The 23,884-nt window shown below is 58.0% G+C and carries 20 protein-coding genes; 9 read left to right on the top strand and 11 right to left on the bottom strand.

Annotated elements, in window-relative coordinates; translation table 11 throughout:
• Positions 1-12: 12 nt before the first annotated feature.
• The 7 genes from IEX27_RS16335 to IEX27_RS21415 all read right to left on the bottom strand — a co-directional run bounded on the left by IEX27_RS16335 (position 13) and on the right by IEX27_RS21415 (position 10,750).
• Positions 13-345, bottom strand: a complete 333-nt coding sequence (locus tag IEX27_RS16335) for a DUF6107 family protein (protein WP_188722153.1) — start codon at positions 343-345, stop codon at positions 13-15.
• 2 nt (positions 346-347) lie between these two features.
• Positions 348-1,535, bottom strand: a complete 1,188-nt coding sequence (locus IEX27_RS16340; RefSeq protein WP_188722154.1) for a phage portal protein — start codon at positions 1,533-1,535, stop codon at positions 348-350.
• Between the two features lie 326 nt (positions 1,536-1,861).
• Positions 1,862-2,386: a hypothetical protein gene (locus tag IEX27_RS16345; RefSeq protein ID WP_188722155.1), complete on the bottom strand. Its 525-nt coding sequence runs from the start codon at positions 2,384-2,386 to the stop codon at positions 1,862-1,864.
• A 505-nt stretch (positions 2,387-2,891) separates the two neighbouring features.
• Positions 2,892-5,225, bottom strand: a complete 2,334-nt coding sequence (locus tag IEX27_RS16350; RefSeq protein ID WP_188722156.1) for a hypothetical protein — start codon at positions 5,223-5,225, stop codon at positions 2,892-2,894.
• A gap of 111 nt (positions 5,226-5,336) precedes the next feature.
• Positions 5,337-8,918, bottom strand: coding sequence for a hypothetical protein (locus tag IEX27_RS16355; RefSeq protein ID WP_188722157.1), 3,582 nt, complete (start codon positions 8,916-8,918; stop codon positions 5,337-5,339).
• 112 nt (positions 8,919-9,030) lie between these two features.
• Positions 9,031-10,338 carry a DNA-packaging protein gene (locus IEX27_RS16360; protein ID WP_444980175.1) on the bottom strand — a complete coding sequence of 436 codons (1,308 nt, stop codon included), beginning with the start codon at positions 10,336-10,338 and terminating at the stop codon, positions 9,031-9,033.
• A complete protein-coding gene (locus IEX27_RS21415) occupies positions 10,259-10,750 on the bottom strand; it encodes a hypothetical protein (protein ID WP_244630407.1) in 492 nt (163 codons plus the stop codon). The genes IEX27_RS16360 and IEX27_RS21415 overlap by 80 nt, the downstream gene beginning before the upstream one ends.
• A 591-nt stretch (positions 10,751-11,341) precedes the next feature.
• Between IEX27_RS21415 and IEX27_RS16365 the strand changes: the two genes are divergently transcribed.
• From IEX27_RS16365 to IEX27_RS16380, 4 genes are all read left to right on the top strand, one after another.
• Positions 11,342-13,477, top strand: a complete 2,136-nt coding sequence (locus tag IEX27_RS16365; protein ID WP_188722159.1) for a transglycosylase domain-containing protein — start codon at positions 11,342-11,344, stop codon at positions 13,475-13,477.
• 119 nt (positions 13,478-13,596) lie between these two features.
• On the top strand, positions 13,597-14,205 hold the full coding sequence (locus IEX27_RS16370; protein ID WP_244630413.1) for a DUF1214 domain-containing protein: 609 nt from the start codon (positions 13,597-13,599) through the stop codon (positions 14,203-14,205).
• Entirely contained in the window at positions 14,198-14,752 is a 555-nt protein-coding gene (locus IEX27_RS16375; protein WP_188722161.1) for a DUF1254 domain-containing protein, read from the top strand. The genes IEX27_RS16370 and IEX27_RS16375 overlap by 8 nt, the downstream gene beginning before the upstream one ends.
• Positions 14,753-15,177: 425 nt before the next feature.
• A complete protein-coding gene (locus tag IEX27_RS16380; protein WP_188722162.1) occupies positions 15,178-16,104 on the top strand; it encodes a hypothetical protein in 927 nt (308 codons plus the stop codon).
• Here IEX27_RS16380 and IEX27_RS16385 read toward each other — a convergent pair.
• From IEX27_RS16385 to IEX27_RS16395, 3 genes are read right to left on the bottom strand one after another with little or no spacing between them, the layout of a single operon-like run.
• The gene (locus IEX27_RS16385) at positions 16,080-16,424 is read right to left on the bottom strand and encodes a DUF1491 family protein (protein WP_188722163.1); all 345 of its coding nucleotides are present in this window, start codon (positions 16,422-16,424) and stop codon (positions 16,080-16,082) included. The two genes, IEX27_RS16380 and IEX27_RS16385, sit on opposite strands and share 25 nt — an antisense overlap.
• Before the next feature lie 12 nt (positions 16,425-16,436).
• Complete coding sequence (locus IEX27_RS16390; protein ID WP_188722164.1) at positions 16,437-17,237, bottom strand: peptidoglycan-binding domain-containing protein; 801 nt, start codon at positions 17,235-17,237, stop codon at positions 16,437-16,439.
• Positions 17,209-18,978, bottom strand: a complete 1,770-nt coding sequence (locus IEX27_RS16395; RefSeq protein WP_188722165.1) for a sensor histidine kinase — start codon at positions 18,976-18,978, stop codon at positions 17,209-17,211. Before IEX27_RS16395 ends, IEX27_RS16390 begins: the two co-directional genes overlap by 29 nt.
• A gap of 239 nt (positions 18,979-19,217) precedes the next feature.
• Between IEX27_RS16395 and IEX27_RS16400 the strand changes: the two genes are divergently transcribed.
• Both IEX27_RS16400 and IEX27_RS16405 read left to right on the top strand, forming a co-directional pair.
• A complete protein-coding gene (locus IEX27_RS16400) occupies positions 19,218-19,550 on the top strand; it encodes a DUF5330 domain-containing protein (protein WP_188722166.1) in 333 nt (110 codons plus the stop codon).
• A gap of 62 nt (positions 19,551-19,612) precedes the next feature.
• Positions 19,613-20,038: a SufE family protein gene (locus IEX27_RS16405; RefSeq protein ID WP_188722167.1), complete on the top strand. Its 426-nt coding sequence runs from the start codon at positions 19,613-19,615 to the stop codon at positions 20,036-20,038.
• A gap of 65 nt (positions 20,039-20,103) precedes the next feature.
• Here the strand turns inward: IEX27_RS16405 and msrB are convergent, their stop codons facing one another.
• On the bottom strand, positions 20,104-20,517 hold the full coding sequence (gene msrB / locus IEX27_RS16410; RefSeq protein WP_188722168.1) for a peptide-methionine (R)-S-oxide reductase MsrB: 414 nt from the start codon (positions 20,515-20,517) through the stop codon (positions 20,104-20,106).
• 213 nt (positions 20,518-20,730) lie between these two features.
• Here msrB and IEX27_RS16415 point away from each other — a divergent pair, with 213 nt between their 5' ends.
• The 3 genes from IEX27_RS16415 to IEX27_RS16425 are packed head-to-tail and all read left to right on the top strand — an operon-like array spanning position 20,731 to position 23,880.
• Entirely contained in the window at positions 20,731-23,082 is a 2,352-nt protein-coding gene (locus tag IEX27_RS16415; protein WP_188722169.1) for a putative monovalent cation/H+ antiporter subunit A, read from the top strand.
• Position 23,083: 1 nt separating this feature from the next.
• A complete protein-coding gene (locus IEX27_RS16420) occupies positions 23,084-23,503 on the top strand; it encodes a Na(+)/H(+) antiporter subunit B (RefSeq protein ID WP_188722170.1) in 420 nt (139 codons plus the stop codon).
• Positions 23,503-23,880: a Na+/H+ antiporter subunit C gene (locus tag IEX27_RS16425; RefSeq protein ID WP_188722171.1), complete on the top strand. Its 378-nt coding sequence runs from the start codon at positions 23,503-23,505 to the stop codon at positions 23,878-23,880. Before IEX27_RS16420 ends, IEX27_RS16425 begins: the two co-directional genes overlap by 1 nt.
• The last annotated feature ends 4 nt before the right edge of the window (positions 23,881-23,884 follow it).

Raw genomic sequence — 23,884 nt, forward strand, 5'->3', positions numbered from 1 at the left:
CCCCCTGCTTGATTATTTCGGCGTCTTTTCGATCCGCCCGGCCGCGCGACGCTCCATCAGACGCAGCACCAGCCCGATCGCGTTCCATGCGCACAGGCTCGCCGCCGACGATCCCATCAGCACCATTTCGAACGGCGCCAGATACTCGGCCACGCCGAGCTCCGTTGCGATCTTGAGGCCCGCCGTACTGCCGAACACCAGCCCGCACGTCACACCCACCGCAAAGCGTATGGCCGCCTCGCGCCGTCCTGCCGGTAGAAAATACGCCACGGAAATTGCCGAACCCGCGAGCGCCCCGGACGTCTTGGCGAGCCACAGCCCTGCCGCGTCATTGATATCCGCCATCCTCATTGCCCGCCCTTGTTCAGGCTCAGTGGCTGATATCCGACGGCAGCGCGCTTCTCGTCATCCGTCAGGAACGACGCCGCACCAATCCGAGCCCAGAGTGACTCCCTCTCGGCCGAAAGCCCGTCGATCTGATCGGCATCATAGGCCAGCCGAATGTTCCCCCCGAACCTTCGCCCCAGGAACCCCTCGAATTCCTTGACGATCCGGCCAACCAGCGGCAGCACCGTGAGCCGATAGAACGCCCGGTTAGCCTCCTGATAGTTCGCATAGGTATTGTCACCGGGAATGCCGAGCAGCATCGGCGGTATGCCCAACGCCAGCGCCAGGTCCCTCGCCGCGCCATTCTTGGCTTCCATGAAGTCCATGTCCTTGGGCGTGAGGCTCATCGCCTTCCAGTCGAGCCCACCTTCCAGCAGCAGCGGCCTGCCTGCCCGGCTTGTCCCTGCATAGCCCTGCTCCAGCTCAGCCTTCAGCCGTTCGAACTGGTCGTCGGAGAGGTTACCACCCTCCTTCGGCGCATAAACGAGCGCACCGGAAGGTCTTGCCGAATTGTCGAGCAGCGCCTTGTTCCAGCGCGCCGCTGCATTGTGTATGTCGAGCGCAGGCATCGCTGCCGACAGCGGCGCAAAGCCATAGTGATCGTCGAGCGGATGGAACAGGCTAAGGTGCAGCGCACCAGGAAACGCCTCCAGTGGTATACGCCGCCTGGCAGAACCCATCGCATGCTCCAGCGCCACCGGCCAGCCACTCGCATCCGCGATAACCGACACCCGGTCCGGACGCAGGAGATGCAACTCCCTCGCCCCATTTGGCGCCTCCACCAGCTCCACATAGGCATTGCCGGAAATGAGCAGGTGACCGTAAAGCACCTCCAGGAAGCTCGGCCCCGCCTGCCTCTGGTTCGGCCGCTTCAGCAATTCCAGAACTGGATGCCCCTCCAGTTCCGCATCCCCGTCATAAGCCAGCCAGGGAATGGAGGCTGCCGCCTCCGCGATCATCTTCACGCCCCGGTGTGCAACCGGGTTGCGCATAAACCCCTCTCGACAGAGCGAACCATAGTCACTCCCTGTCCAGATCGCTTCTCCCTGGCCGTAAACGCCAATAAATCCCCAACCCCCGTGTTGTTTTTGTTCAACAAAAGCCTTCCCATCCCGGGAGTGTTTCCCCCAGGGCCAACCCCAAGCCATTTGATAAACCCCCACACGACCCCGCGGTCGTTGCATGTGCAATTCCTTGGAAAACGGAGACCCTGTTTTCCCGCCCGGAACTGCGAAGTGTTCTTAGAACAGAAGCCCGATCGCCAAACCCGCGAACAGACCCAGAGAAATTCCTCGCCAAAGAAGGCAGCACGGACAATCGGTCCACAGGCTTGCCGTCACCTTCGAAGTCCAGTGATCCGGTGCAGCGCACCAGCTCGGCAACAATGTAGTAGAAGCCCAGGCAAAACCGTTGCTGACAATATTGTCAGCCCATTCGTCGTCATCGTGTTGCGGTCTGTAGCGTACCGGATTGATCATGGCTGCCTCATCAACGGACAATCTCCACGCTGCTTCTGATCCGTATCACAGATATACACCTTGATATCATTAACCGTCTTTGTCAGTTCATCTGTCCTCTGCTCGACTCTGTCCAGGCGCGATGTAAACACGCCAAGAAAATCATTCGTCCGCTCCTCAAGCCGATCAAGCCGGTTAACACTCTTGGTTGAATCGGTCTGAACCGCCGCAATCTGATCAGAAAGCGAGGACGTACTCTTGTTCAGCGTCTCCGTAATGGAACCCACCGTCTGCTCACGATTTTGTGCAAGCTGTTCATTGACGAGCGCCTGGATGATCGAACCCACATTGACCTGCAGGATCAAACCTGAAAGCGCCAGAGCGATGGGAACAATGAGGAAAAATGTCAGTATGGACTTCTGCCACGGCGGCATGTCATGCAATATGACATTGATGACGCCCATCTGCTTGTCATCTCCGGCTCCGACAGAAGCCAGATCCTTTGCTGGTGGGGCTGCGGGTACTTCATTTTGGTCAGACATGGTACACTCCTGCGCGTGCCCCGCTGCGCTTATCGTTTATGCTTTTCGAAAGAGACGTCACGCACAGCCCACAAGGAATAGCCTGTGGGCTGCTGAAATTTTGCCCGGAAGCAGTCACCCCGGGCAAGATCAGGATGGATCGATGTGAGGATGCAACCGGAATGCCCGGCTGCCCTACTGCCCCTCGTTCGATCCCGGGTTCTGCCCGGAACCAGTCGTCGCAGTGCTCCCCGTGGTCGACGTAGACGCAGATTCCTTCATGCGCCTCGCAGCCTCCTGCAGAATGTGATCCGGCACCGGTACTGGCGGAGCAGTAAACTTCTTTCCACAATTGCAACCCATTTTCTTACCTCCTTATGGCTCTCAAGTATACAGACACAGCAAAACCACCGAGCCTTGTATTCGGAGATCTTTCTGCGCTGGATCGGTTGAAGTTTTGAGCAATCTACAAGGTCAGCGCCACTACCTCGTAGCTAGCGTTGCCCGATGGTCAGTATAACTGTTACTAGTTACAGATTCCTACCTTCCCCTTTATCTGGTAAGGTCGGCCGTCCAGGGTTTCATCCCTTACGCACATTACATTTCCACCGACATCATATGTCGTATAGCGCCTGAACTTGACAGAGCCGCCAGACTTCGCAGTCACCTTTAATGAGTTAATCGCGAACCCTTTCGTGATCTGATTAGGGTTGCCAGTGTCAGTGAACACCAGCTCCGTTACCTGCGTACCAGTCAACTTCGCCATTGCTGCAGCTGCACCGGTATCAAATCGCTTAAGCGCCCTGAGTATCCTGGTAGACGCAGCAAAGGCGACGTATTCCGCATCCAGCACCTCCACCTTTATTCCTTCCGGTATCTTTGCCGCATGGACCGGATTATTATTGTAAGTTGTAAAGAGATAAACCTCCATTTCAAAGTCAACAGGCTGGCTAAATGTCATTTTCACATCGGGGAATTTGCCTGATGCGTCCGGATTCGAGTAAAGCGGAAAATTGGTGAAATCAGATGAAGCTGCATTCACCACACTCACCGTAACGCCGTTATCAAGTGTCCGTGTCGTCGAATATACTTTCGGGTCGAAAATACTCGTAACTGGCGTTCCCTCTGGCGTTAAATCGCACAATTCTACGGGACCTTCACCCTTGGAGCGTGCGATCCATGTTACGAAGGAGTGTTGCTTTATTGGTACGTCTTTGACAGTGATCTTAATGGGCGACAAAATTTGACCGGATCCGGGTGCCTGCCAAGAAACCGACCGACCTACAACGATCTTTTGCGCTACCCCCCCTGTTTCCAACATGGCCTCGCCGCCAAGACACTCGATCTTAGCAGAGACTAAATCATAGCCAGCTGGGGGCACTGTGAACTCCACTCGCATGTTATCTTGATTGCCAACGTCCATCATCCCTATCGTCAGCTGCTCGGCACACCTACTTATGGAGCCCGACTGTTCCTGTTCCTGTTGCTGTTCTTCTTCTTCACCGCCACAGCCTGTGCAACACGGCCCTGGCTCGATAGTGAACCCGACGAAAGACGGCGCGTGGCACGCAGTACCACCACCAGTGTTGTGGTAGAAATGCTCTATTACATCTGGTATTTCATAGTAGTAGGCGAATACATGAACATTGTCCTTTGAACTTCGTATCGCTCCGACGGACTTGTCGGTTTGTAATAGATCCTTTGATCCTTCAGAATCTACAATTTCGTCAGGCCAGGGCGTTAAACCCCAAATACCTTCAAACGTGTCAAGATCAAGGAATTCGAGCCTGAACATGTCCATTTGCCGGACAACTTCATCGGGCTCAAAACGGAATTTGGAGCCGTTACTTGGGTGCTTCGTCCATACATTATTTAAATTACCGCCAGAGACAGGAGCATTCACAGATAACTTCTTACTATCTTGATTCCCGCAGCCGCCGCTGCCAACTTTCTGATTCGTAAAAAACTTTATACTTCCGACATCTCCTGTTCGTGGATGTTTCACCCGTAACCAGAAATTCTTATTTTCTCCATTATCCTGTTCATGGAGCACAAAGCCTTCTGATGGCCAGACCACATGCTTGACAGACGGAATACCATTCCCAACAGCCGCAACTGCCTTCACCGCTTTATAGGGATTGCCATCCATATCGGTATCGTTAGGCGTCCCGTCGACCTTTCCTTCGCAGTCATAGGTGTAGTGCCGAAGGAATGGCACCCCGCAAATTTTCTTGGCGTCAGCTTCATCGAGAATGACGCCATTTTTCGGGGCAATGTCGTACAGCTGAATTACGTTCACCGTCGCAGCACAATCGCCGCCTGAACTGGGAGGAACGACAGTTCCCACCACGGCATACGTTTGGGTTCCATCTAGTTCAAAATCAGTCGTTGTGATTTCACCATCCAACCCTTTGCAAATTTTGCGCAAGAACGGATGTTCACTACCGTCATCAAGGACATCCGTGAGTATGAACGTCTCACAATCACTTCGGTCAAAGGCTGGGTAAACCTTCCCCTTTGCTGAGACGGCATAAGGCTTCTGTCCATCAAGCTGCAAATCAAAGGTTTTAGTCGTTCCGTCAAGCTGCTTGCACACCTTCCTGAGGAAGTAGACCACGGTGCCGTCAGTTTGCTGGTCCATCATGGTGATGGTTTCGCAGTCGCGCTCATCGAAGGCTGGATAGACGGTTCCCGTCACCTGATAAGCCGTTATTCCGTCGAGCTCCATGTCGGTGACGGTTGTATTTCCGTCCTTATCCTTGCAGACCTTCCGTAAAAAATGAGTATCTACATCCCCATTTCTATCCATCAGCACGAAGGTTTCACAACCTACATCGTCAAAACATTTAACAAATGACATCTTTAACTCCATGACTGTGCACTGCCGATGCTGCCGCTCCGGCAGCACCAGGTCAGTAGTTCGCTTCAATCGTGCTATCTGCCCACCCGAAGACAGCCATGCTTATTGGGATTAGGATTTGCACGGACCTAATGTGCCGACAACCTTATACTCCTCACCGCTCAACGTTTGTAACGTCTCTGTCACGCGTCCTTCGCAGGTCGTTTTTGTCGTCAAAATCAGTGGAATTGGTTCCTTCTCGACGAGGAACTTCAACGAAGTAAGAAGAATCTGCTGGTCGGCTGTCATCGTTAGGTTAAGTATATTCGTTTCCCGAAATGTTGCTGTCGGCGAGACCGCAAAAGCGGGGAACTTCACGCTCCCGTTATTAAATGTGGCGTCCCCTGTAAGTGCGATCAACTCGCCCTTAATCCCCATCACATTGGTAACATCGGAGGGATAACCTGGGGACAAAGTGTATTCTATGGTTACCGGCTCATCGAAAACGAATTCGAGTCCACCTATGAAGTAAAACATGTTCTGGTAAATCCCGCCAAACTTTAGCGCAACCCATTCTTTATCCGTCGCGGGGTTTCGTAGGCGAGAGGGTGTCCCTTCGGAGTTTTCATCACCGTATTCGGTTTCGTATACGTCTGGAGGAAGGATGTCGCAAATGTCTACGATAGTTGTCTTTGGGCAATCAGGACAGAACCCCGGCATTACCCGTGCTGGATCAGGCGTCCGGGTGAGAGGGGCACCATTTAGATCAGTGTCGTTGAAAATCTTGGAGGGTCGTCCTCTTATGGACACATGCCAACGCAGGAAAACCTCTGGCTCCTCAGGATCTCCATCGCACATCAACTGCTGCGTTACATCCAGATCTTCCGGCAAGAGCAGCGTCGCGGTTGCGGGTGGAGTGTCAGTCTTTGCGCCATTGATGTCGTAGTAGACCGGTTCCTTGCCCCTGCAACGCTTCTGGAAGATCGGGGTGATATTAGCCCCCTCCCACTGGTAAAGCGACCGCGTTTCACAATCATCGACAGCACAGCTGCCAAACTCTGCCGTTCCGCGCAGGGTATACTCATTGCCATCCACGTCGGTATCGTAGCTGAAGTTCAGCGACGGATCGCTCTTCACATAAACTTGCCAGCGGATGAAAGTCGTACTTGTCTCGGTACTCTCCTCGACGTCACACATGGCCTGCTGTTCGACATCGACGTCTTCAATAGGAACGAGCGTACCCGTAATTGTGCTGAACTCTACCTCGTTGTTGTCAGTATCGTAGTAGACCGGATCCTGGCCAGGGCAGAACTTCACCCGGTAATTCGTAATCGCCTTGTTGCCTTTGTCGACCGCGGAATAGAGCAGCGTCTCGCAATCATCTGCGGCTTCGCAACTGCCGGACACCGCCGTCCCGCGAAGGGTATGGTTCGATCCATCCAGTCCGGTGTCGTAGCTGAAGTTTTGCGCCAGGTCGCTCTTCACATAAACGTACCAGCGGACGAAAGTCGTACGGGTACCACTGTCCTCAACGTCACACATCAGCTGCTGTTCGACGTCCACGTCTTCCGGCAGCAGCAGTTTCGCATCCGCAGCCGGAGCATCGATTTCTACGCCATTGATGTCGTAGTAGACCGGGTCCTTGCCAGTGCAGATCTTCCTGAAGATTGGCTTGAACGTATCGCCTGTATTCTCGTACAGAGCCTTCGTGTCGCAGTCGCCGGTCGCACAATTGCCAAACGTCACCGTCCCGCGAACAGTATGCGCTTCTCCTTCGAGGTCGGTATCGTAGCTGAAGTTCAGCGACGGATCGCTCTTCACATAGACGAACCAGCGTACGAAAGTCGTACTGGGGCCGTCCTCCTCGGTGTCGCACATCACCTGCTGTTCGACGTCAACATCGTCGGCCGGAACAACCGTCCCCGCAGGTGTCGCAACCTCATTCGTCTCCGGATCGTAATAGACGACTGGCTCACCCGTGCAGTAACGCGCCAGATACGGCGTGATCGTCTGGCCGTCGATCGCCGATACCACGACCGTCTCGCAGTCATCGATCGGCTCGCAACCGCCAACCTTCGGTTCACCCGCCGGCGTAAAGGCAGACGTGCCATCCAGACCCGTGTCATAGCTGAAGTTCAGCGAAGGATTGCTCTTCACATAGACGTACCAGCGGGCGAACGTCGTCGTCCCGTCGCACATCACCTGCTGTTCGACGTCGACATCATCGGCTGGAACCACGGTGCCCGCAGGTGTCGCAACCTCATTCGTCTGCGGATCATAGTAGACGACTGGCTCACCCGTGCAGTAACGCGCCAGATACGGCGTGATCGTCTGGCCATTGATCGCCGATACCACGACCGTCTCGCAGTCATCGATCGGCTCGCAGCCGCCAACCTTCGGTTCACCCGCCGGCGTATAGGCCGACGTGCCATCCAGACCCGTATCATAGCTGAAGTTCAGCCCTGGATTGCTCTTCACATAGACGTACCAGCGAACGAACGTGGTCGTTCCGTCGCACATCACCTGCTGTTTGACGTCGACATCATCGGCTGGAACCACGGTGCCCGCAGGTGTCGCAACCTCATTCGTCTGCGGATCATAGTAGACGACTGGCTCGTCCTTGCAGTAGCGCGCCAGATACGGCGTGATCGTCTGGCCGTCGATCGCCGACACCACGATCGTCTCGCAGTCATCAACCGATTCGCAACCGCCAGCCTTCGGCTCACCTGCCGGCGTAAAGGCCGAGGCGCCATCCAGGCCCGTATCATAGCTGAAATTCAGCGAAGGATCGCTCTTTACATAGACGTACCAGCGGACGAATGTCGTCGTCCCGTCGCACATCACCTGCTGTTCGACGTCGATGTCTCCGGTCGGGAAAAGCTTGGCGCTGGCGCTCAGTGTAACAACGTTATTGTTCGCGTCATAATAGACCGGATCCTTGCCAGGGCAAAACTTGGCTCGGTAGGTGGAGATCGCCTTACCCTCGACCTGAGAATAGATCAGCGTCTCGCAATCGTCGGCGGCGTTGCAGCTCCCAACAACGACGTCTCCTGTAACGGTAACTATTTCACCGTTGATGTCAGTATCGAAGCTGATCCCGAGCGGCGCACCCTTGCTAAGCACATACCAGCGGATGAAGCTGTTCGTGCCATCGCACATCATCTGCTTTTCAAAGTCGACATCTTCGGGGAAGATAATCTCGCCCTCGGGTTTAACCCCATCTGGATGCAGGCTGTAGATCGTCCTCCAGACTAGATCATCTCCAAACCCGCTCGGATTGCTGCACAGTTCTCCAATAAACGGGATCAACGTTCCATCGTTGTTGCCATAGAATAAGAACTTGGTACAGTTCAGGCTACAATTGCCAGCGACCACTTTTCCTGGATCCGCTGGAGTGTATATAGCGCCTTCCAGATCTGTATCATAACTATAATTCTTGGTTGGATCGCTCTTGATATAAACAAACCACCGAATGAAGCTTATTGCGGTGTTTCCGTCGCACATCATCTCCTGTTCGATATCGATATCTTCAGGAATGATCTCTTCGACTATCGTCTCCTGATATGGCGTACCATCAAGATTGAAATCCGTGACAACATTTTCGCCATTAAGGTTACAGATCTCTCTGACAAAAGGCTCCAATTCGTCACTACTTTTCTTGTTATACATGAAAAGCATTTGACAATTTGGCTGAAGGCACATTGCATTAGACATTACATTAAATCCTTTACAATAAGGACGCACCACACTTGAAATATTGTCGACAATATTCAGTGCGAATTCACCTTGTAATGCCCCCCGTTTTCTCAACACACGCTTCGACTGATCACGCCAGATGACGGATCTTCGGTTCTGCATCTCCTCGTAAAATTAAACTGCTGATTGCCCAGACTAGGGCATCTACACGATCCGGAGAGTGTCCTTCCGACAGCCCATCCGGACCGAAATTGCACATTTCATCTTCCAGCTCTGGAAAGCGTCCCGCATGGCGGACCCGCCCCTGGGCATAGAGTGCTGCCACCGGCTCAGCTCTGGTCCACTTGCCCCGCGTCGCCCGCACTGGAGTCACCGGAACCGACGCATCTGCCGTCGCCAGAACCGAGGCGACCATGTCACCGCCCTGGTTTACCTCGGCCACAACCATGTCAGCCTCAAACCTGTGGTACAGGCTCACCACCTGTCTCGCCCAGTCCTGAGGCTTGAGCCCCTGCGCGGTTGCATCCTGCAGCACCCACGCGACGTCCCCCTGATCAATACCCGCCACAATGATCCCGCACGCATCCGAACTTTTCCGGCTACTCGCCGGCGGATCCACCGCGATAACGATACGGCGCATGGCGTGATAGTCAGCCTGCACCCGACCCGCTTCATCGATCTGCGCTCTCGTCCATAGCGCCCCCTGCCGGTCCTCGATGATCTCTCCGTCGAGTTCCTGCCGCCCCAGCGCCGTTCCGCCGTAGCGCTGCTCCACCGCTTCGATGAAGCTCGCGGAAAGATTGCCGCTATTGTCGGCGGTCTTCATGCGGGTCACAGTCACCTGCTCACTGCCCAAAAGATGCCGGATCAACCCGATCGGTCTGGGCGTCGTCGTCAGGATCTGTATCGGCCGTGTCCCGAGCCGCAGTCCAAACTGCAGCATGTCGAAACATGCATCCGCATCCTTCCATTTGGCGACCTCGTCGCTCCAGGCGGCATCAAATTGCGGCCCACGCAGGCTGTCCGGTTCGGTCGCTGAAAAGATCTGCGCCACCGCCCCATTCTCCCAGACAAGCCGCCTGCGGCTTGGCTCGTACTGCGGCCGGTTGCGGCGCGCGGTACTCAGGATCCCCGATGGTCCCTCGACCATCACTTCCCGCACGTCATTGAGCGTCTCGCCTACCAGCGCGATCCGCCCGTATCTGTGATCTGCGAACGGCCGAAACCCATTGACGAGCGCGTTTACCCATTCTGCCCCAAGCCGTGTCTTTCCCGCCCCACGGCCGCCAAGGACGAGCCAGATATCCCGGAGCCCCATCCCTGCCGGATACTGTGCGAGCCGGGAAGTCCCCACCCATTCATCCAATACCTGCGCGGCCACCTCCGCCGTCAGATACTTCTCCGCCCATGGTGGCAGCGAGTTCACAAGCGAGTTCAATGATCCGGGCGTCCACAAGGGCGAGCGCGGTGGCCAGTTCTTCATCGTCTTTTTTTTCTTTTTCTACTGAGTACCAGGTTCCGCGAACGACCCCATCGAGGCGCTCGACGATTTTCAGCAGGGCTGTCAGGGTATCCAGGCGCTGCTTGTCATATTGCCCGCCAAGCGCCGAAAACCCCAGCTTCTCGATCTCATCAACCATGCCAGTAATGAGGGCGGAAAGCCGCGTCTCCAACGCCGCCAGGCTTTCCTGGCTGGTTTCCCGAACCTTCCAGCCTTCCTTCTTTGCGATGCGCTCGAAATAGCTGACTGATCTCCCTGAAAGCAGGGCGAGCAGCTCAAAGTCTGGCGGCGCCCCTTCCATCAGCGAGCGGGCAGCCAGCATTACCCCTCCGGCCTTTCCGGATGTCATGCCCCCTCCTATTGCGAAATTTTTCTGGATTGCCCGTCGAACATCGATCGACGGCCGGTCTGATCGCCATCCGCACAGGAATGGTTTTCGCCCGCGCGCAAAACGCCAACTGCCCAAGGCAGATGCCCGGGATCGATGGTCTGGACAAACAAATCTGTTCTGCTGTGTGGGGCTCAGAAACTGCGGGAGCCCCGAGAAATTCGGGCGTGTTATGCGCCAAAGTGCCAGCACCAGCTGGCGAACCCCTCCCGGCTGGCACAAGATGCCGCACAGGGACAACACGCCCGCCGGTTCCGCATCCTCCAGAAATACGAAAAGCGCCGGCAAGATGCGCGGCGCTTCAAATCTCATGCCCACTTCTGGGACATTACAGAAGTTATATCAGATCACCGTCACGGTCAAGACATATCTTTCGCTTCATCACCTTCGTCACGCCACTCAACCTGAACAAATATTTTACCACATTGTAACCCAGCCACTCCTTTTCATGCCACTCGTGTGGTAAATTTCGTCACGGGGTGGCTCCCTTCACTTGCCGCAAGCAATTCGTGCCTCAACTATGTGTTAGGATGCAGACAGGCGGCCGCGGGGATGGATAGAAAAGCAAACAGGCGACGCTGGAAACCGTGGAGCATCAACCTCCTCGCCGTCGACGCATGGCTCGATTCCACGCTTTACGAAGCGCGTTTCAAGGCGGCCGACGCCTGGGAGAGCATTTCAATCTTCTTCCGCCGCTTCAAGGTAACCGGCTGGCGCCGCGGCTTCTTCGAACTCGCGAGCGAAGGCTTCACCCTTGGCACGGTCGGCTCCGTCCTTATGCTGGCGCTTGCCATTCCGGCCTTTCAGGAAACGGAAGGCAACTGGCTCGCCCAGGACGACTACGCGGTCACCTTCCTTGACCGCTACGGCAACGAGATTGGCCAGCGTGGCATCATCCAGCGAGACTCCGTTCCTGTCGAAGAGATGCCCGACCACGTCATCAAGGCCGTTCTCGCCACCGAAGACCGACGCTTCTTCGAACACTACGGCATTGATTTCATCGGCCTATTCCGTGCGATGTCGGAAAATATCCGCGCCCGCACCATCGTCCAGGGAGGCTCGACGCTCACCCAGCAGCTCGCCAAGAACCTGTTCCTGAGCAGCGACCGGACCATGGAGCGCAAGATCAAGGAAGCGTTCCTGTCGCTCTGGCTGGAAGCCAACCTCACCAAGCGCGAGATCCTGCAACTCTACCTCGATCGAGCCTACCTCGGCGGCGGAACCTTCGGCATTGCCGCAGCTGCCGACTTCTATTTCAACAAGCGCGTCCAGGATCTGTCGCTCGCCGAAGCCTCCATGATCGCGGGCCTCTTCAAGGCCCCTGCCCGCTACGCACCGCACGTCAATCTGCCCGCCGCCCGCGCGCGCGCAAATGTGGTGCTCTCCAACATGGTCCAGGCGGGCTTCCTGACCGAGGGCCAGGTCCTGACCGCGCGGTTGAACCCCGCAAGCGCCGTGGACCGCGGTGATCGCGATACACCTGACTATTTCCTCGACTGGGCGTTTGAGGAGATCAAGAAGATCGTTCCGAAGGGAACCACCCATTCGCTGGTCGCGTATACGACACTCGACCCGGACCTGCAGAAAGCGGTCGAGGAATCCGTCGAATATCACCTGCGCCAATTCGGGAAGCAGTATAACGCTTCCGAAGGTGCAGTCGTCGTCATGGAAACCGATGGAGCTGTCCGCGCCATCGTTGGCGGACGGGACTACGGAAAGAGCCAGTTCAACCGTGCAACCAAGGCACTCCGTCAGGCAGGCTCCTCCTTCAAGCCCTATGTCTTTGCCGCTGCCATGGAAGCCGGGCTCACGCCCGATTACATGATCTCGGATGCTCCCATCTCGTGGGGCAACTGGTCGCCGAAGAACTATTCGCGCGGCTATGCCGGCAGGGTTTCCCTCAGCAACGCTCTTATCCGTTCATTGAACACGGTTCCCGTTCGGCTGGCGCGCGACCACCTCGGCATTGATAAGGTTGTCGAAATTACCCAGCGTATGGGCGTGGAGTCAGAGCTCAATGGTCACAAGACCATGGTTCTCGGCACCTCCGGCATGACCGTCATGGACCAGGCGACCGGCTACAGCGTGTTTGCGAGTGGCGGCTACACAGGTATCCGTCATGGAATCCTCCAGCTCACCACCCATAACGGCGAAGTGATCTATGACCATCGACGCCATGCACCTCAGCCCAAGCGGGTATTGAGCGAACAGGTGGTCTCTCAGATGAACAGCATGCTTGTGCTCGTCCCGGAGGCAGGCACTGGCCGCCGGGCCGCACTTGAAGGCATCCGATCGGCCGGCAAGACGGGCACGGGACAGTCCTATCGCGACGCCTGGTATGTGGGATACACAGGCAACTTCGTCGGCGCCGTCTGGCTCGGCAATGATGACTTTTCGCCGACCAAGGATATGACCGGCGGTACGCTGCCAGCGATGATCTGGCAGCGTTTCATGACCTTTGCCCATCAGAAGGTCATCCTGAAGCCCATCCCCGGCATCGAAAATCCTCTGCCGCGCGGCACGCAGGCGCCTGCGGTGGCGTCAGCAAGCGAGGTCGAGACAGGCGCGCCTTCAAATCTGTCGATGCCCTTCTCGACGGTCGACACTCTGAAGAAGATGGCTGACCAGTTCAGGAGCGCTCCCCCCATCCAGGCGAGCACCGGACCGGAAACCCTGTCGGTCCTGTGATCGCATCCTCCGCCGGAGTTCCTGAACCGCCTGCCTTTCGCGGAAAGGCTGAAATGATCTTAGCCGTGCAACAACAACAGCTTGGAACCTCTCAGTATTTCAAATAGAAGCTGATATTGGTGAAGTCAGCCGTCAGGAATTCGATGATCTACAGGGCCTTCCTCGTCGTACTATTCCTTGTCATCGCCATCGGCGGCGGGGCCTGGAGCGTATGGCTGGTACTCGAGCAGGCGCCGCCCTTCGGTAAGCTGACCTCGGGTCCCTGGGAAGCATTTCCTGTCGCCGGAACGCCCAACGCCGATCCCTATTCCCGCGCTCGCCATGTGCGCTCTGGCGGCCTCGCTCTCGGCCCTTCCGAGGGTATCGTCCTTACTGCCCACACCGATTCCAGCAATGGAGCTCTGAGCCGTAACTGCACTTATCGCATCGAAGGCAGCACACCTCCGGCTCGGCTCTGGACTCTCTACGTAGCCGATGCGCAAGGCAACGCTCTGCCTGGCAGCAAGCAGAAGCGGTCCGCAACCCACTCGCAAATGGCCGTACTCGAGAACAACAACCGCTTCTCGATCGCGGTTTCATCCCATCCTCTACCGGGGAACTGGGTTGCCGTCGAAGGCGATGGCCGGATGCAGATCGTACTGACCCTCTACGACACGCCGCTCGCCGCCGCTTCGCAGCTCTCGGAGATCTCCCTGCCAACGATCACCCAGGCAGGATGCGATGCTTAGGCTGTTTCACGCTATCGTTATGGGCCTGATCGGAGCTGGCATCGTCCACCTCGTGATCCTTTTCCTGCTGCCCAATTATTCGGTTCGTGACGCATGGACCCAGGTGTCCAGCGTCGCCGACTACTATGAAACCGTTCGTCTGCGGGGTGACAACAGCACCACCAGCGCTCTGCCTCATCCTGCCGACCCATTCATTGACGCGGCTGCCTGTCGGTTTAATCTCGAGGACGGGATGCTCTCCGTCCGCGGTCAGGGCGACATCCCGTTCTGGACCCTTGCAATCTATGACGAGCGCGGTCTCAACACGTTCAGCATCAGCGATCGGGTGAGCAGCGGACCCCTCCTCGACGCCGTCGTCCTCACACCAATCCAGATGCAGCGGCTCAAAGCTGATGAGGCCAATGAGGGCGATCAGTCCCTCTACCTCGAAACCAGTGTCATCGAAGGCTTCGTTCTCGTCCGCGCCTTCGTTCCGGATGAAACCTGGCAGCCGAAAGTGTCGGCGTTCCTGGACAGCCTCCAATGCGAGGCCTTGGAAAGCCAATAGCAGTTCCAGGAAACTACCCCTGTTTTCCGTGGATCAACAGCGCTCCGGCTTTTTCCTGCCCTCAGCTTTTTTCTGGCGATCTACCGAAGCGTAAACGTGATCATCCGGGAGTCTCTCATAGCGGATCCCTGGGAATATGGTGATCGTTCCCACCTCGCCAGTGCTGGGTTTGGTCTTTTGCCGCGCAAGTCCTCTACCCCGAAACATTGGAAGTATCGCTGCCATCTCTCGTTTCATGCCACTAACATTGTGCAACGCCCCCTCCATCTCCAACATTTCAGTACTATACTTAATTTTGTCTTACGGAGGAGGCAACTGCTTAGCGCGATACCTGCGGGTTAATGAGATGCTAACAAATAGCTCGTAAATTGAGCGTACCGCTGATGGCGGTTTGTTGTGTCGGGTTTCAGCGTTCAGGCCACTTGGTGATCACCGCGGACTTCAGGGATATTGCGTTTGAGGATGGCCCCCGTAAGTGCGAGGGTCTGTTCCGCGCATCCATCGCCGCCTTCGCCAACATCCCGCGTCCCACCCGCAACGAGATCGCCCAGATCGATGATCTTGCCATCGGGCTCTATGACTCGGTCTCCCGCGAAGCAAAGCACTACGCTGCAACGGTCCTCAGTAAATGCACCGACGTGCCGCCCGAGCTGCTGAAGCGCCTATGTGAGGAACCCGTCGACGTATCGGCGCCGCTCCTGATCAGCTCCAAAGCCCTGCGGACGATCGACTTGCTCCGCCTGATCAGCAAGCACGGGCTATCGCACGCTCGCGTTATCGCGCGCCGGAAGAACGTCGATCCTGTCATCGTCAACCTTGTTCGCCTGCTCAATGCCCGCGCGGAAAGCGAGATCGCTGAGCGTCAGTCACGCGAGCGTGCCCCCAACCCGGTGCTTGATCAGGTTCGGGACCAGCTGCGCACGCTGATTTCGTCGGCCGAGCCCACCGCACCGGAAGCCGCTCCGGCCACGGTCACCGTTGACCACGACAAACCTTATCCGGCGCTGCGCGATGCGGCACTTGCGTCTGATCCCGACGCTTTTCCGTCGGCTCTCGCAAAGGTTCTGAACATTTCTGGCTTCCGCGCCCGCAGGATCTGCGGCGCCATCACATACGGCGATCTGCTGACGTGCCTCAAGCACCTGGACCTTAACCAGGAGCAGGCCTTCCTGCTCACCGCCACGCTTTATTCGTCCCAGGTGTTCTACGGTCCGGCAATCCGCCTTTTCCTCGACCGTTTTGCGGCTATCAAGCCGGAGGAAGCGGCGCAGCGCCTTGAGGATTGGCGCAAGCAGGATGCGGCAGCGAACGTCTCAGGCTCAGGGCCTCAGTCCGCTGCTATCTCAAGGTAGTTTTCAACCTCCGCGTCCGTATCGAGCTCGATGATCCAGACGTCCGGGTCGAACCGCATCTCGCGCTCGAGCCGCCCCTTCACATCCTCCTCTTCGAAGGTTGCGAGTAGCCGGCTGAACTGTCTGTCCTGGGGTTTCGTCTCGTCGTAGCTCGTCTGGGCTGCTGGCCCGAAAAGTTCGAACTCGCCCATGCGCGTGCGCCTCACGACAAAGATCGCTCCGGCCTCATGGGCGCCCTTGCGCTCGATCGCCGCAAATCCGCCGTCAGAAAATACCCGGCGGACCAGAGCAGAAACCCATAGGTCGCTTGTGACGCGCATCCGCCAGTTCCTCTACTCGGCGAGGCCGATTTCCTGCATCTTGGCGATGAGCTCGCGGCTGACTTCACCGTTCACCTTCAGGCCGAAGAGCGACTGGAACTCGCGGATTGCCTCGCGCGTCCCCTTGCCCAACACGCCATCCACCTGGATCTCCGTGTGACCGAAGGCTCTCAGACCCGCCTGCACCCGCTTGATCGCGCTGGCATCGCTCGACACGGGCGCACTGGCTTGTGCAGGCTTCAGCGAGGCTTCCTTGCGCTCGGCGGCAGGCGCTTTGCTCAGTCCGAGCTGGATCAGCAGGGCCTCATCAATGTCGCTGCCGGCCGAAAGACCGACGATCCGGCGATAATTCTCCACCGCCGTCCGTGTCTGAGGTCCCGTCAGTCCATCCACCGGCCCCTGATACAGGCCAAGGCCGTTCAGCACCTGCTGGATAGAGCGTACATTGCTGTCGCCCATGGGGGGCGTGATCGACCCCGTCGGACCATTGTCCGAGAGCTCCACGGCTGGCGCAGGCGTGTCAACACGCGGCGGCACTTCCGAACGCACCTCCGCCGGAGCGGGCGTGGGTGTCGGGATCGCCTTCACCGGCATCAGCGGCGCACGCGTGGAAACGAACGCGCTCGGATGCACCTGGGCCTGATTCCACAGTGCATTCACCGAAACGACGGCAAGCGTCACAAGAAAGGCGGTCGAGCCGCCAAAAGAAACGGGGTTACGCGCAACCGCTGTCGCAAGCCGCGACACACCGGCATATAGAAGGCTCTTGCGAGCCTTCCGCCGCTTAGGCTGTTTTGCGGTACGGGACTTCATTCCATTCGCCACTCAACTTTGCTCCGCTTGTCCTTCCGGTCCGTTCAATCACCCCACCGCTTACCGGAAGCGAGACATGAACCTTCGTTCCCGCTCCCGGAGCACTTTCGATGCTCATACTTCCACCGCTAGCCTGCACAAGTCCGTCGACCAGCGATAGCCCCAGCCCCGTGCCCTGGCTCGAATGAGCATTCTTCACCTGGGTGAAGGGTTTGCCAAGCCGGGCAAGATCTTCCGGCGCAATTCCGATGCCCGTGTCGCTGACGGTCAGGTGCAGACGCTGCGCGCGCTGGCGAATTGCCAGCCGCACGCTGCCCTCCGGCGTAAACTTTACCGCATTTGACAGCAGGTTGATGAGAATCTGCTGCAGCGCGCGGCGGTCACAGTGAACCGTTCCGATCCGCTCGTCGAGATCGAGTTCCAGCTTCACTGCCTTGGCGTTGGCTTCACGCGACACGATTGCAAGCGTCAGCTTTGCAGCCTCATCCAGACGGAACTCCTCCACCTCACCCTCATATGTTCCCGCCCGCATCTTGGAAACATCCAGCACGGCGTTCACCACGTTGAGCAGATGGCTGCTCGCCTCATTGATCAGCGTCACGTATTCACGCTGCTTGGCATTGGCGAACGGGCCGAACATCTCGTTCACCAGCACATCTGAAAAACCTGCAATCGCATTGAGCGGCGTCTTCAGCTCATGGCTCACGGAAGCCAGCAGATGGTCACGAAGCTCAACGGCTTCCTTCACCTCCCGCTTCGCATCCGCCAGCGCGTTCTCAAGTTGAGATGAAGCCTCGTCATCCCGCAGGACGACGACGATCTCGCCTCCCTCGTTCATCGCCATATCGGCGAAAAACGCACGGTAGCCCGCCTCGGCCGGAACCCGAATGCGCAGGCGCAGTCCCTTCACAGCCTTTCCATCGCGAACATCTGCAACGGCCGAGAGGTAGCCTACCCGATCGGAGACGAGCACGCGCTCGAAGAAGCCGGTACCAACCAGCAGCTCAGGCTCGACGCCCAGGGCAGCCTTGGCACGCGCCGTGGCGGACATCACCTCGCCATTGGTCTGCAGCCGGAGAATGATCGCCCCTGCCGCAACAACCACCGCATCCGCGCTGCCTGCCTGCACTTCTTCAGAAGCCTCAGGCTCTTCTACAGCCGGGAAACGGATTGCAAGCAGCAGGCCATAGAAGAGCGGCGTCAGCCAGCTCCAGGCGGATGGGGCAACCTGCGGAACAAGGGAAACAAGAACAACAGAAACCAGCGCAGCAACCGCAGCAGCACCTACGCCCCAGATCAGCGCACGACGCTCCCGCGCAACCCAGCCGGCCTCGATCGCAAGAGCTCCAAGCAGAACCGTAAACGGAGACGTCAGTCCACCACCGAGCGCGATCATCGTGGCAATGCCAGCGCCGCCGGCACAAAGGCCCATTACTTCCGCGATACGGCGCTTACCCGTCGAGCAAAGTACGGCTGCGGCCGCCAGCAAGAGTGCGATGCTCAGAGCCAGACCAGCAATTGCACCTGGCACTTCGCCGAGGTGGCTTACGATCTGGGCCGTTCCAATGACAAAGACTGCCGGAGCACAGAACAGCACCTGCAAAAGACGCTTCTGGCAAACACGTTCACCCTCTTCCGCAACGGAAGGGTGCAGCAGCCTCTCGCAGAAGGCGCTGGTTGCCTGAAATCGGTCTTGCAGAATGGAGCTTTGAGTACTCAACTGGACGCGCTCTGTTTTCATTGAGGCAGTTTCTTACCTGCCGACCCTCGCATCGAGCACTTAAGGAAAGGGTAAAAATCGGGGCCGGGTGGCGGTCGAGCGTCCAAATTTTGCCGCCGGATTGTTGCCATGGTTAACAAACGGTCGACCCGACAAGGCCTTGATGAATCGGGAGAAACCTTGCGTTAACGGAATGCAAGAAGATCGGGCGTAAAAGAACCGGACGGCACTCCGTGTGCCGGGTCGTTCGAGGTTTGATTATGGGTTTTCTGCTTCGCTGCTGCTTCTGGATCGGGCTCGCCCTGCTCTTCATCCCGATCGGGACAGGCGACGGCGAATCTCCATCGGTCAACCCGATTCAGACGCTGATGGCGGCGCGCGATGCCATCGCCGACATCGCCTCCATCTGTGAGCGCCAGCCCATGGTCTGCGAGACGGCAACCGCCGCATTCCAGACGGTGCTTACCCGCGCCAGTGAAGGTATGCGCCTGGCTCAGCAGATGATCGACAACAGCGCGGCGGAACCGGACGGCGAGCCTGCCGATGCCACCCCGCCCGCAGCCATCCCCGTTGAGGCGAGACCGAAGGGCTAGTCGCGCGCTACCCGCTGCATTTTTCCGTGACGTTTCAGTGCTCAATGTCTATATGAACGCCCATGATGACAGACATTGACACCATCCGTGACAATTTCGCCTTCCTCGACGACTGGCAGGAGCGCTACCGCTACATCATCGAGCTTGGCAACGACCTTCCTGCCTACCCGGAAGAAGCGCGCGACGAGCAGCACAAGGTGCGTGGCTGCGTAAGCCAGGTCTGGCTTCACACCACGATTGGCGACGGTTCGGATCCCGAGATGAAATTCCTTGGCGATTCCGATGCGCACATTGTTCGCGGACTGGTCGCAATCATGCTCGCCCTGTTCTCCGGGCAGCGCGCAAGCCAGATCATGAAGATCGACGCCGAAGAGACGCTCCGCTCGCTGGGCCTCAACGAGCATCTGACACCGCAGCGCTCCAACGGCCTGCGTTCGATGATCCAGCGCATCAAGCACGAGGCCGCCTCGGCTCTCGCCACGGCCTGATTCACCCTTAGAACGAAACAGGGCACCCGGTGGGATGCCCTGTTCTTGCTCCGTGAAACGACGGCCTACTCGTCGCGCTCTTCAAATGAAAGCGCCGTACCATTCATGCAGTAGCGCAGGCCCGTAGGCTGTGGTCCGTCGTTGAAGACGTGCCCCAGATGGGCCTCGCAATCCGCACACCGAACTTCGATGCGATGCATTCCGTACGACGTGTCTTCAGCAAGAGAAACAGCGTCCTGTTCGACAGGAGCCCAGAAGCTCGGCCAGCCCGACCCGGAGTCGTATTTCGTCTCGGAGTCGAACAGGAGCTTTCCACAGCCGATGCAATAGTAGCGTCCCGGCTTCTTGTTATCCCAGTATGGCCCGGTGAATGCGCGTTCCGTACCGCCGCATCGCGTAACCTGATACTGTTCGGGAGTGAGCTGCTCGCGCCATTCCTGGTCGCTCTTCTGTACCTTTGATGCAGTCTCGTCGGACATCAGGGTGCCTCCTTTTTGTCCTCCACACATAGGTAATCAGACGTACTTTGTCAGCTTCACCATTATAAAAATCATGGCACTTTTCGTGAATAACGATCCTTTGAGTCCGGTTTGCCTTGCCCCCGGGGGATCGTCCGTTTATCCATTTCGCAGCAATTTCTTGGGAGAGACCTTCCATTTCTAACGTGGAAAGGTCGGAAAGGGACAGCGATAGTGCATCAGGAATGGGTTACCTTAACCGTACTGTTCTTGCCGTTCGTGGGAGCATTACTGGCCCCGTTTCTCACCCGCTTCCTGAACCATCAGGCAGCCTGGCCACTCGCAATCGTTCCCGCCCTCTGCTTCCTTCATTTCACCGGTTTCATCGGCACCGTCTCCTCTGGCCAAACCGTCACGGGCGGCTATCCCTGGTTTGAGTCACTTGATGTCGATTTCTCGTGGTTGATTGACGGCTTGTCCCTCACCTTCGCACTGCTGGTGACGGGCATCGGCACCTTGATCGTGCTCTATGCCGGCGGCTATCTGAAGGGTCATCCGCATCTGGGCCGCTTCTTCTCCTTCATCCTGCTTTTCATGGGTGCGATGCAGGGCCTCGTCGTCTCTGACTCTTTCCTGATGCTCTTCGTGTTCTGGGAACTGACGTCCATCACGTCCTTCCTCCTGATCGGCTTCGATCACGCCCGCGAAGCTTCCCGCCGCGCAGCGATCCAGGCGCTGATGGTTACCGGCCTTGGCGGTCTTTCGCTCCTGGCAGGCCTGCTCCTGATCTGGAACATCACTGGCGCGAACGCCCTTTCCACGCTTCTGGAACAGGGCTCAGCACTGCGTGACGCGCCGCTCTACCTCGCTGCCCTGCTGCTCATCCTCGGCGGCGCCTTCACCAAGTCGGCGCAGTTTCCGCTGCACTTCTGGCTTCCGAACGCGATGGAAGCGCCAACACCGGTTTCGGCCTACCTGCATTCAGCCACCATGGTGAAGGCCGGCGTCTACCTGTTGATGCGCCTCAATCCGGTTATGGGCGATACCGTGGCATGGGAGACGATCCTGCCGCTCTTTGGTGGCGCTACCCTCCTCGTAGGAGCGCTGCTCGGCATCCGCCAGACTGACCTGAAGCTGATGCTCGCCTACACCACGGTCGCCTCGCTCGGCCTGCTGGTCATGCTGACGGGCTTCGGCTCGGAAACCGCCATTGAAGCGGCGGTCCTCTATCTGGTCGCCCATGCGATGTTCAAGGGCGCGCTCTTCATGGTCGCCGGCATCATCGACCACGAGACCGGCACGCGTGACGTCCGCAAGCTCGGCGGCATCGGCAAGGCCATGCCCATCACCTTCGCCGCTGCCGTCCTTGCCGCCTGCTCCATGGGCGGACTGCCACCCTTCGCAGGCTTCCTCGCCAAGGAAGAGATCTATGCAGGCCTTGGCTTCGCAAACGGCTGGACCATCCTGCTCACCATCGTCGCCTTCATCGGCAACGCCTTGATGTTTGCCCTCGGCTTCGCGGTGGCGCTGAAGCCCTTCACCGGCGAAAAGGTCGAAACGCCGAAGAAACCCCACGAAGGCCCAGCTCTCCTCTGGCTCGGTCCCGTTGTACTCGCCGCTCTCGGCCTCGTCTTCGCGCTCCTCTCCACGTTCAGCCACGGCATCATCTCCACGCCAATGGCGAGCGCCGTCGCCGGAGAGCCGGTGAGCGTTTCGATTTCGGTCATCCCGCACATCGGGCTGCCGCTTCTCCTGTCGCTGCTGACAGTTGCACTCGGCGTGATCATCTTCATCCGCCTCACCTCGGCACGCGAAGCCATGGCGTCCACCCTGCAGGCCATTGGCTGGGGCCCGGACCGCGGGTTTGATCAGGCGATCCGCGGCATCATCCGCCTGTCGGCCCTGGTCACCAATCGCTTCCAGAACGGTCGTCTGGAATTCTATCTTACAGCTACCCTGGGCCTCCTCGCCGCCTCCATTCTCATCCCGATGATCGCCCTGGGCGAACTCCCCGTTCTGCCTGACTTCCCGGACCTGCGCTTCTACGAATGGGCGGTATTCCTCATCGCTGGCATTGGCCTTGCCGCGGTGCTCTGGGCGCGGGATCGCCTGACTGCGGTGGTCTCGCTCGGCATCCAGGGCTTTGCGGTCGCCATGCTCTTCATGCTCTTCGGCGCACCGGACCTTTCCTTCACCCAGTTCATGGTGGAGACGCTTTCGGTCGTCATCCTTGCGCTGGTGCTGACCCGCCTCAATCTGCAGCCGTCAGACCATCGTCCGCTGGGCCAGAAGCTCCTCGACGTCACCATCGCCTCGTTCTGTGGCGCCGGCCTCGGCCTGCTGCTCCTGCGCGTGACCCAGGTGCCCTTCAACGCCGGGCTCAGCGACTTCTACGCGCAATATTCCCGCGTCATCGCCCACGGCCGCAACGTCGTGAACGTCATCATCGTCGACTTCCGCGGTCTGGATACTCTGGGCGAGATCTCCGTGGTGATGATCACGGGACTGGCGATCCTCGCCCTGATCCGTGTCGCTACGCCGAGGTCGACCAAGACCGCGGCTCCAGCCAAGAAGAGCGAGGCCTGAGATGCAGACGCTGATCTTCAGAACCGCCGCCCCCTACATCTCCAGCCTGATGGTTCTGTTCTCCATCTTTGTAACGCTGCGAGGCCACAACGAACCGGGCGGCGGCTTCATCGGCGGCCTGATCGCAGCCTCAGCCGCAGCAGTCTATGGAATAGCCTACGGCGTTCCGGCCGTCCGCAAGGCGCTCTATTTCCACCCCATGGCTATTGCCGGTAGCGGGTTGATGCTGAGCGCCCTTTCCGGCGTCTTTTCCATCTTCCACGGCGTGCCCCTGATGACCGGCGTTTGGGGGTCCTTCGGGTTCCTCGGCGCAACGGTCGACATCGCCACCGTCGTCACTTTTGACCTAGGGGTCTACCTGGTGGTTCTCGGGTCCTTCACATCAATTGCGCTTGCGCTTGAGGAAAGGGAGGACGGCTGATGGACCTCATCTTCACGCTTACCGTTGCGGTATTCTTCACCGTCGGCTTCTACCTGATGTTGTCGCGGCACAACATCCGCATCCTGATCGGCATCGCGATCTTCGGCAACGCGGTGAACCTCACCATCTTCACCGCTGGCCGGATCACCCGCCTTGCCCCGCCGATCATCCCCATTGACGCCGACGCACTGGCCGCCGGAACCGCCAATCCCCTGCCTCAGGCTCTCATCCTGACGGCTATCGTCATTTCCTTCTCCTTCTTTGCCTTCCTTCTCGTCCTCGCCTTCCGCACCTATCAGGAGCTTGGCACCGACGACACGGACGACATGCGTGTCGCCGAACCGAAGAACGAAGGCCTTCCGCCCCTTGGATACTGAGCGT

It is taken from the genome of Nitratireductor aestuarii, assembly GCF_014641695.1.
Classification (GTDB): Bacteria; Pseudomonadota; Alphaproteobacteria; order Rhizobiales; family Rhizobiaceae; genus Chelativorans; species Chelativorans aestuarii.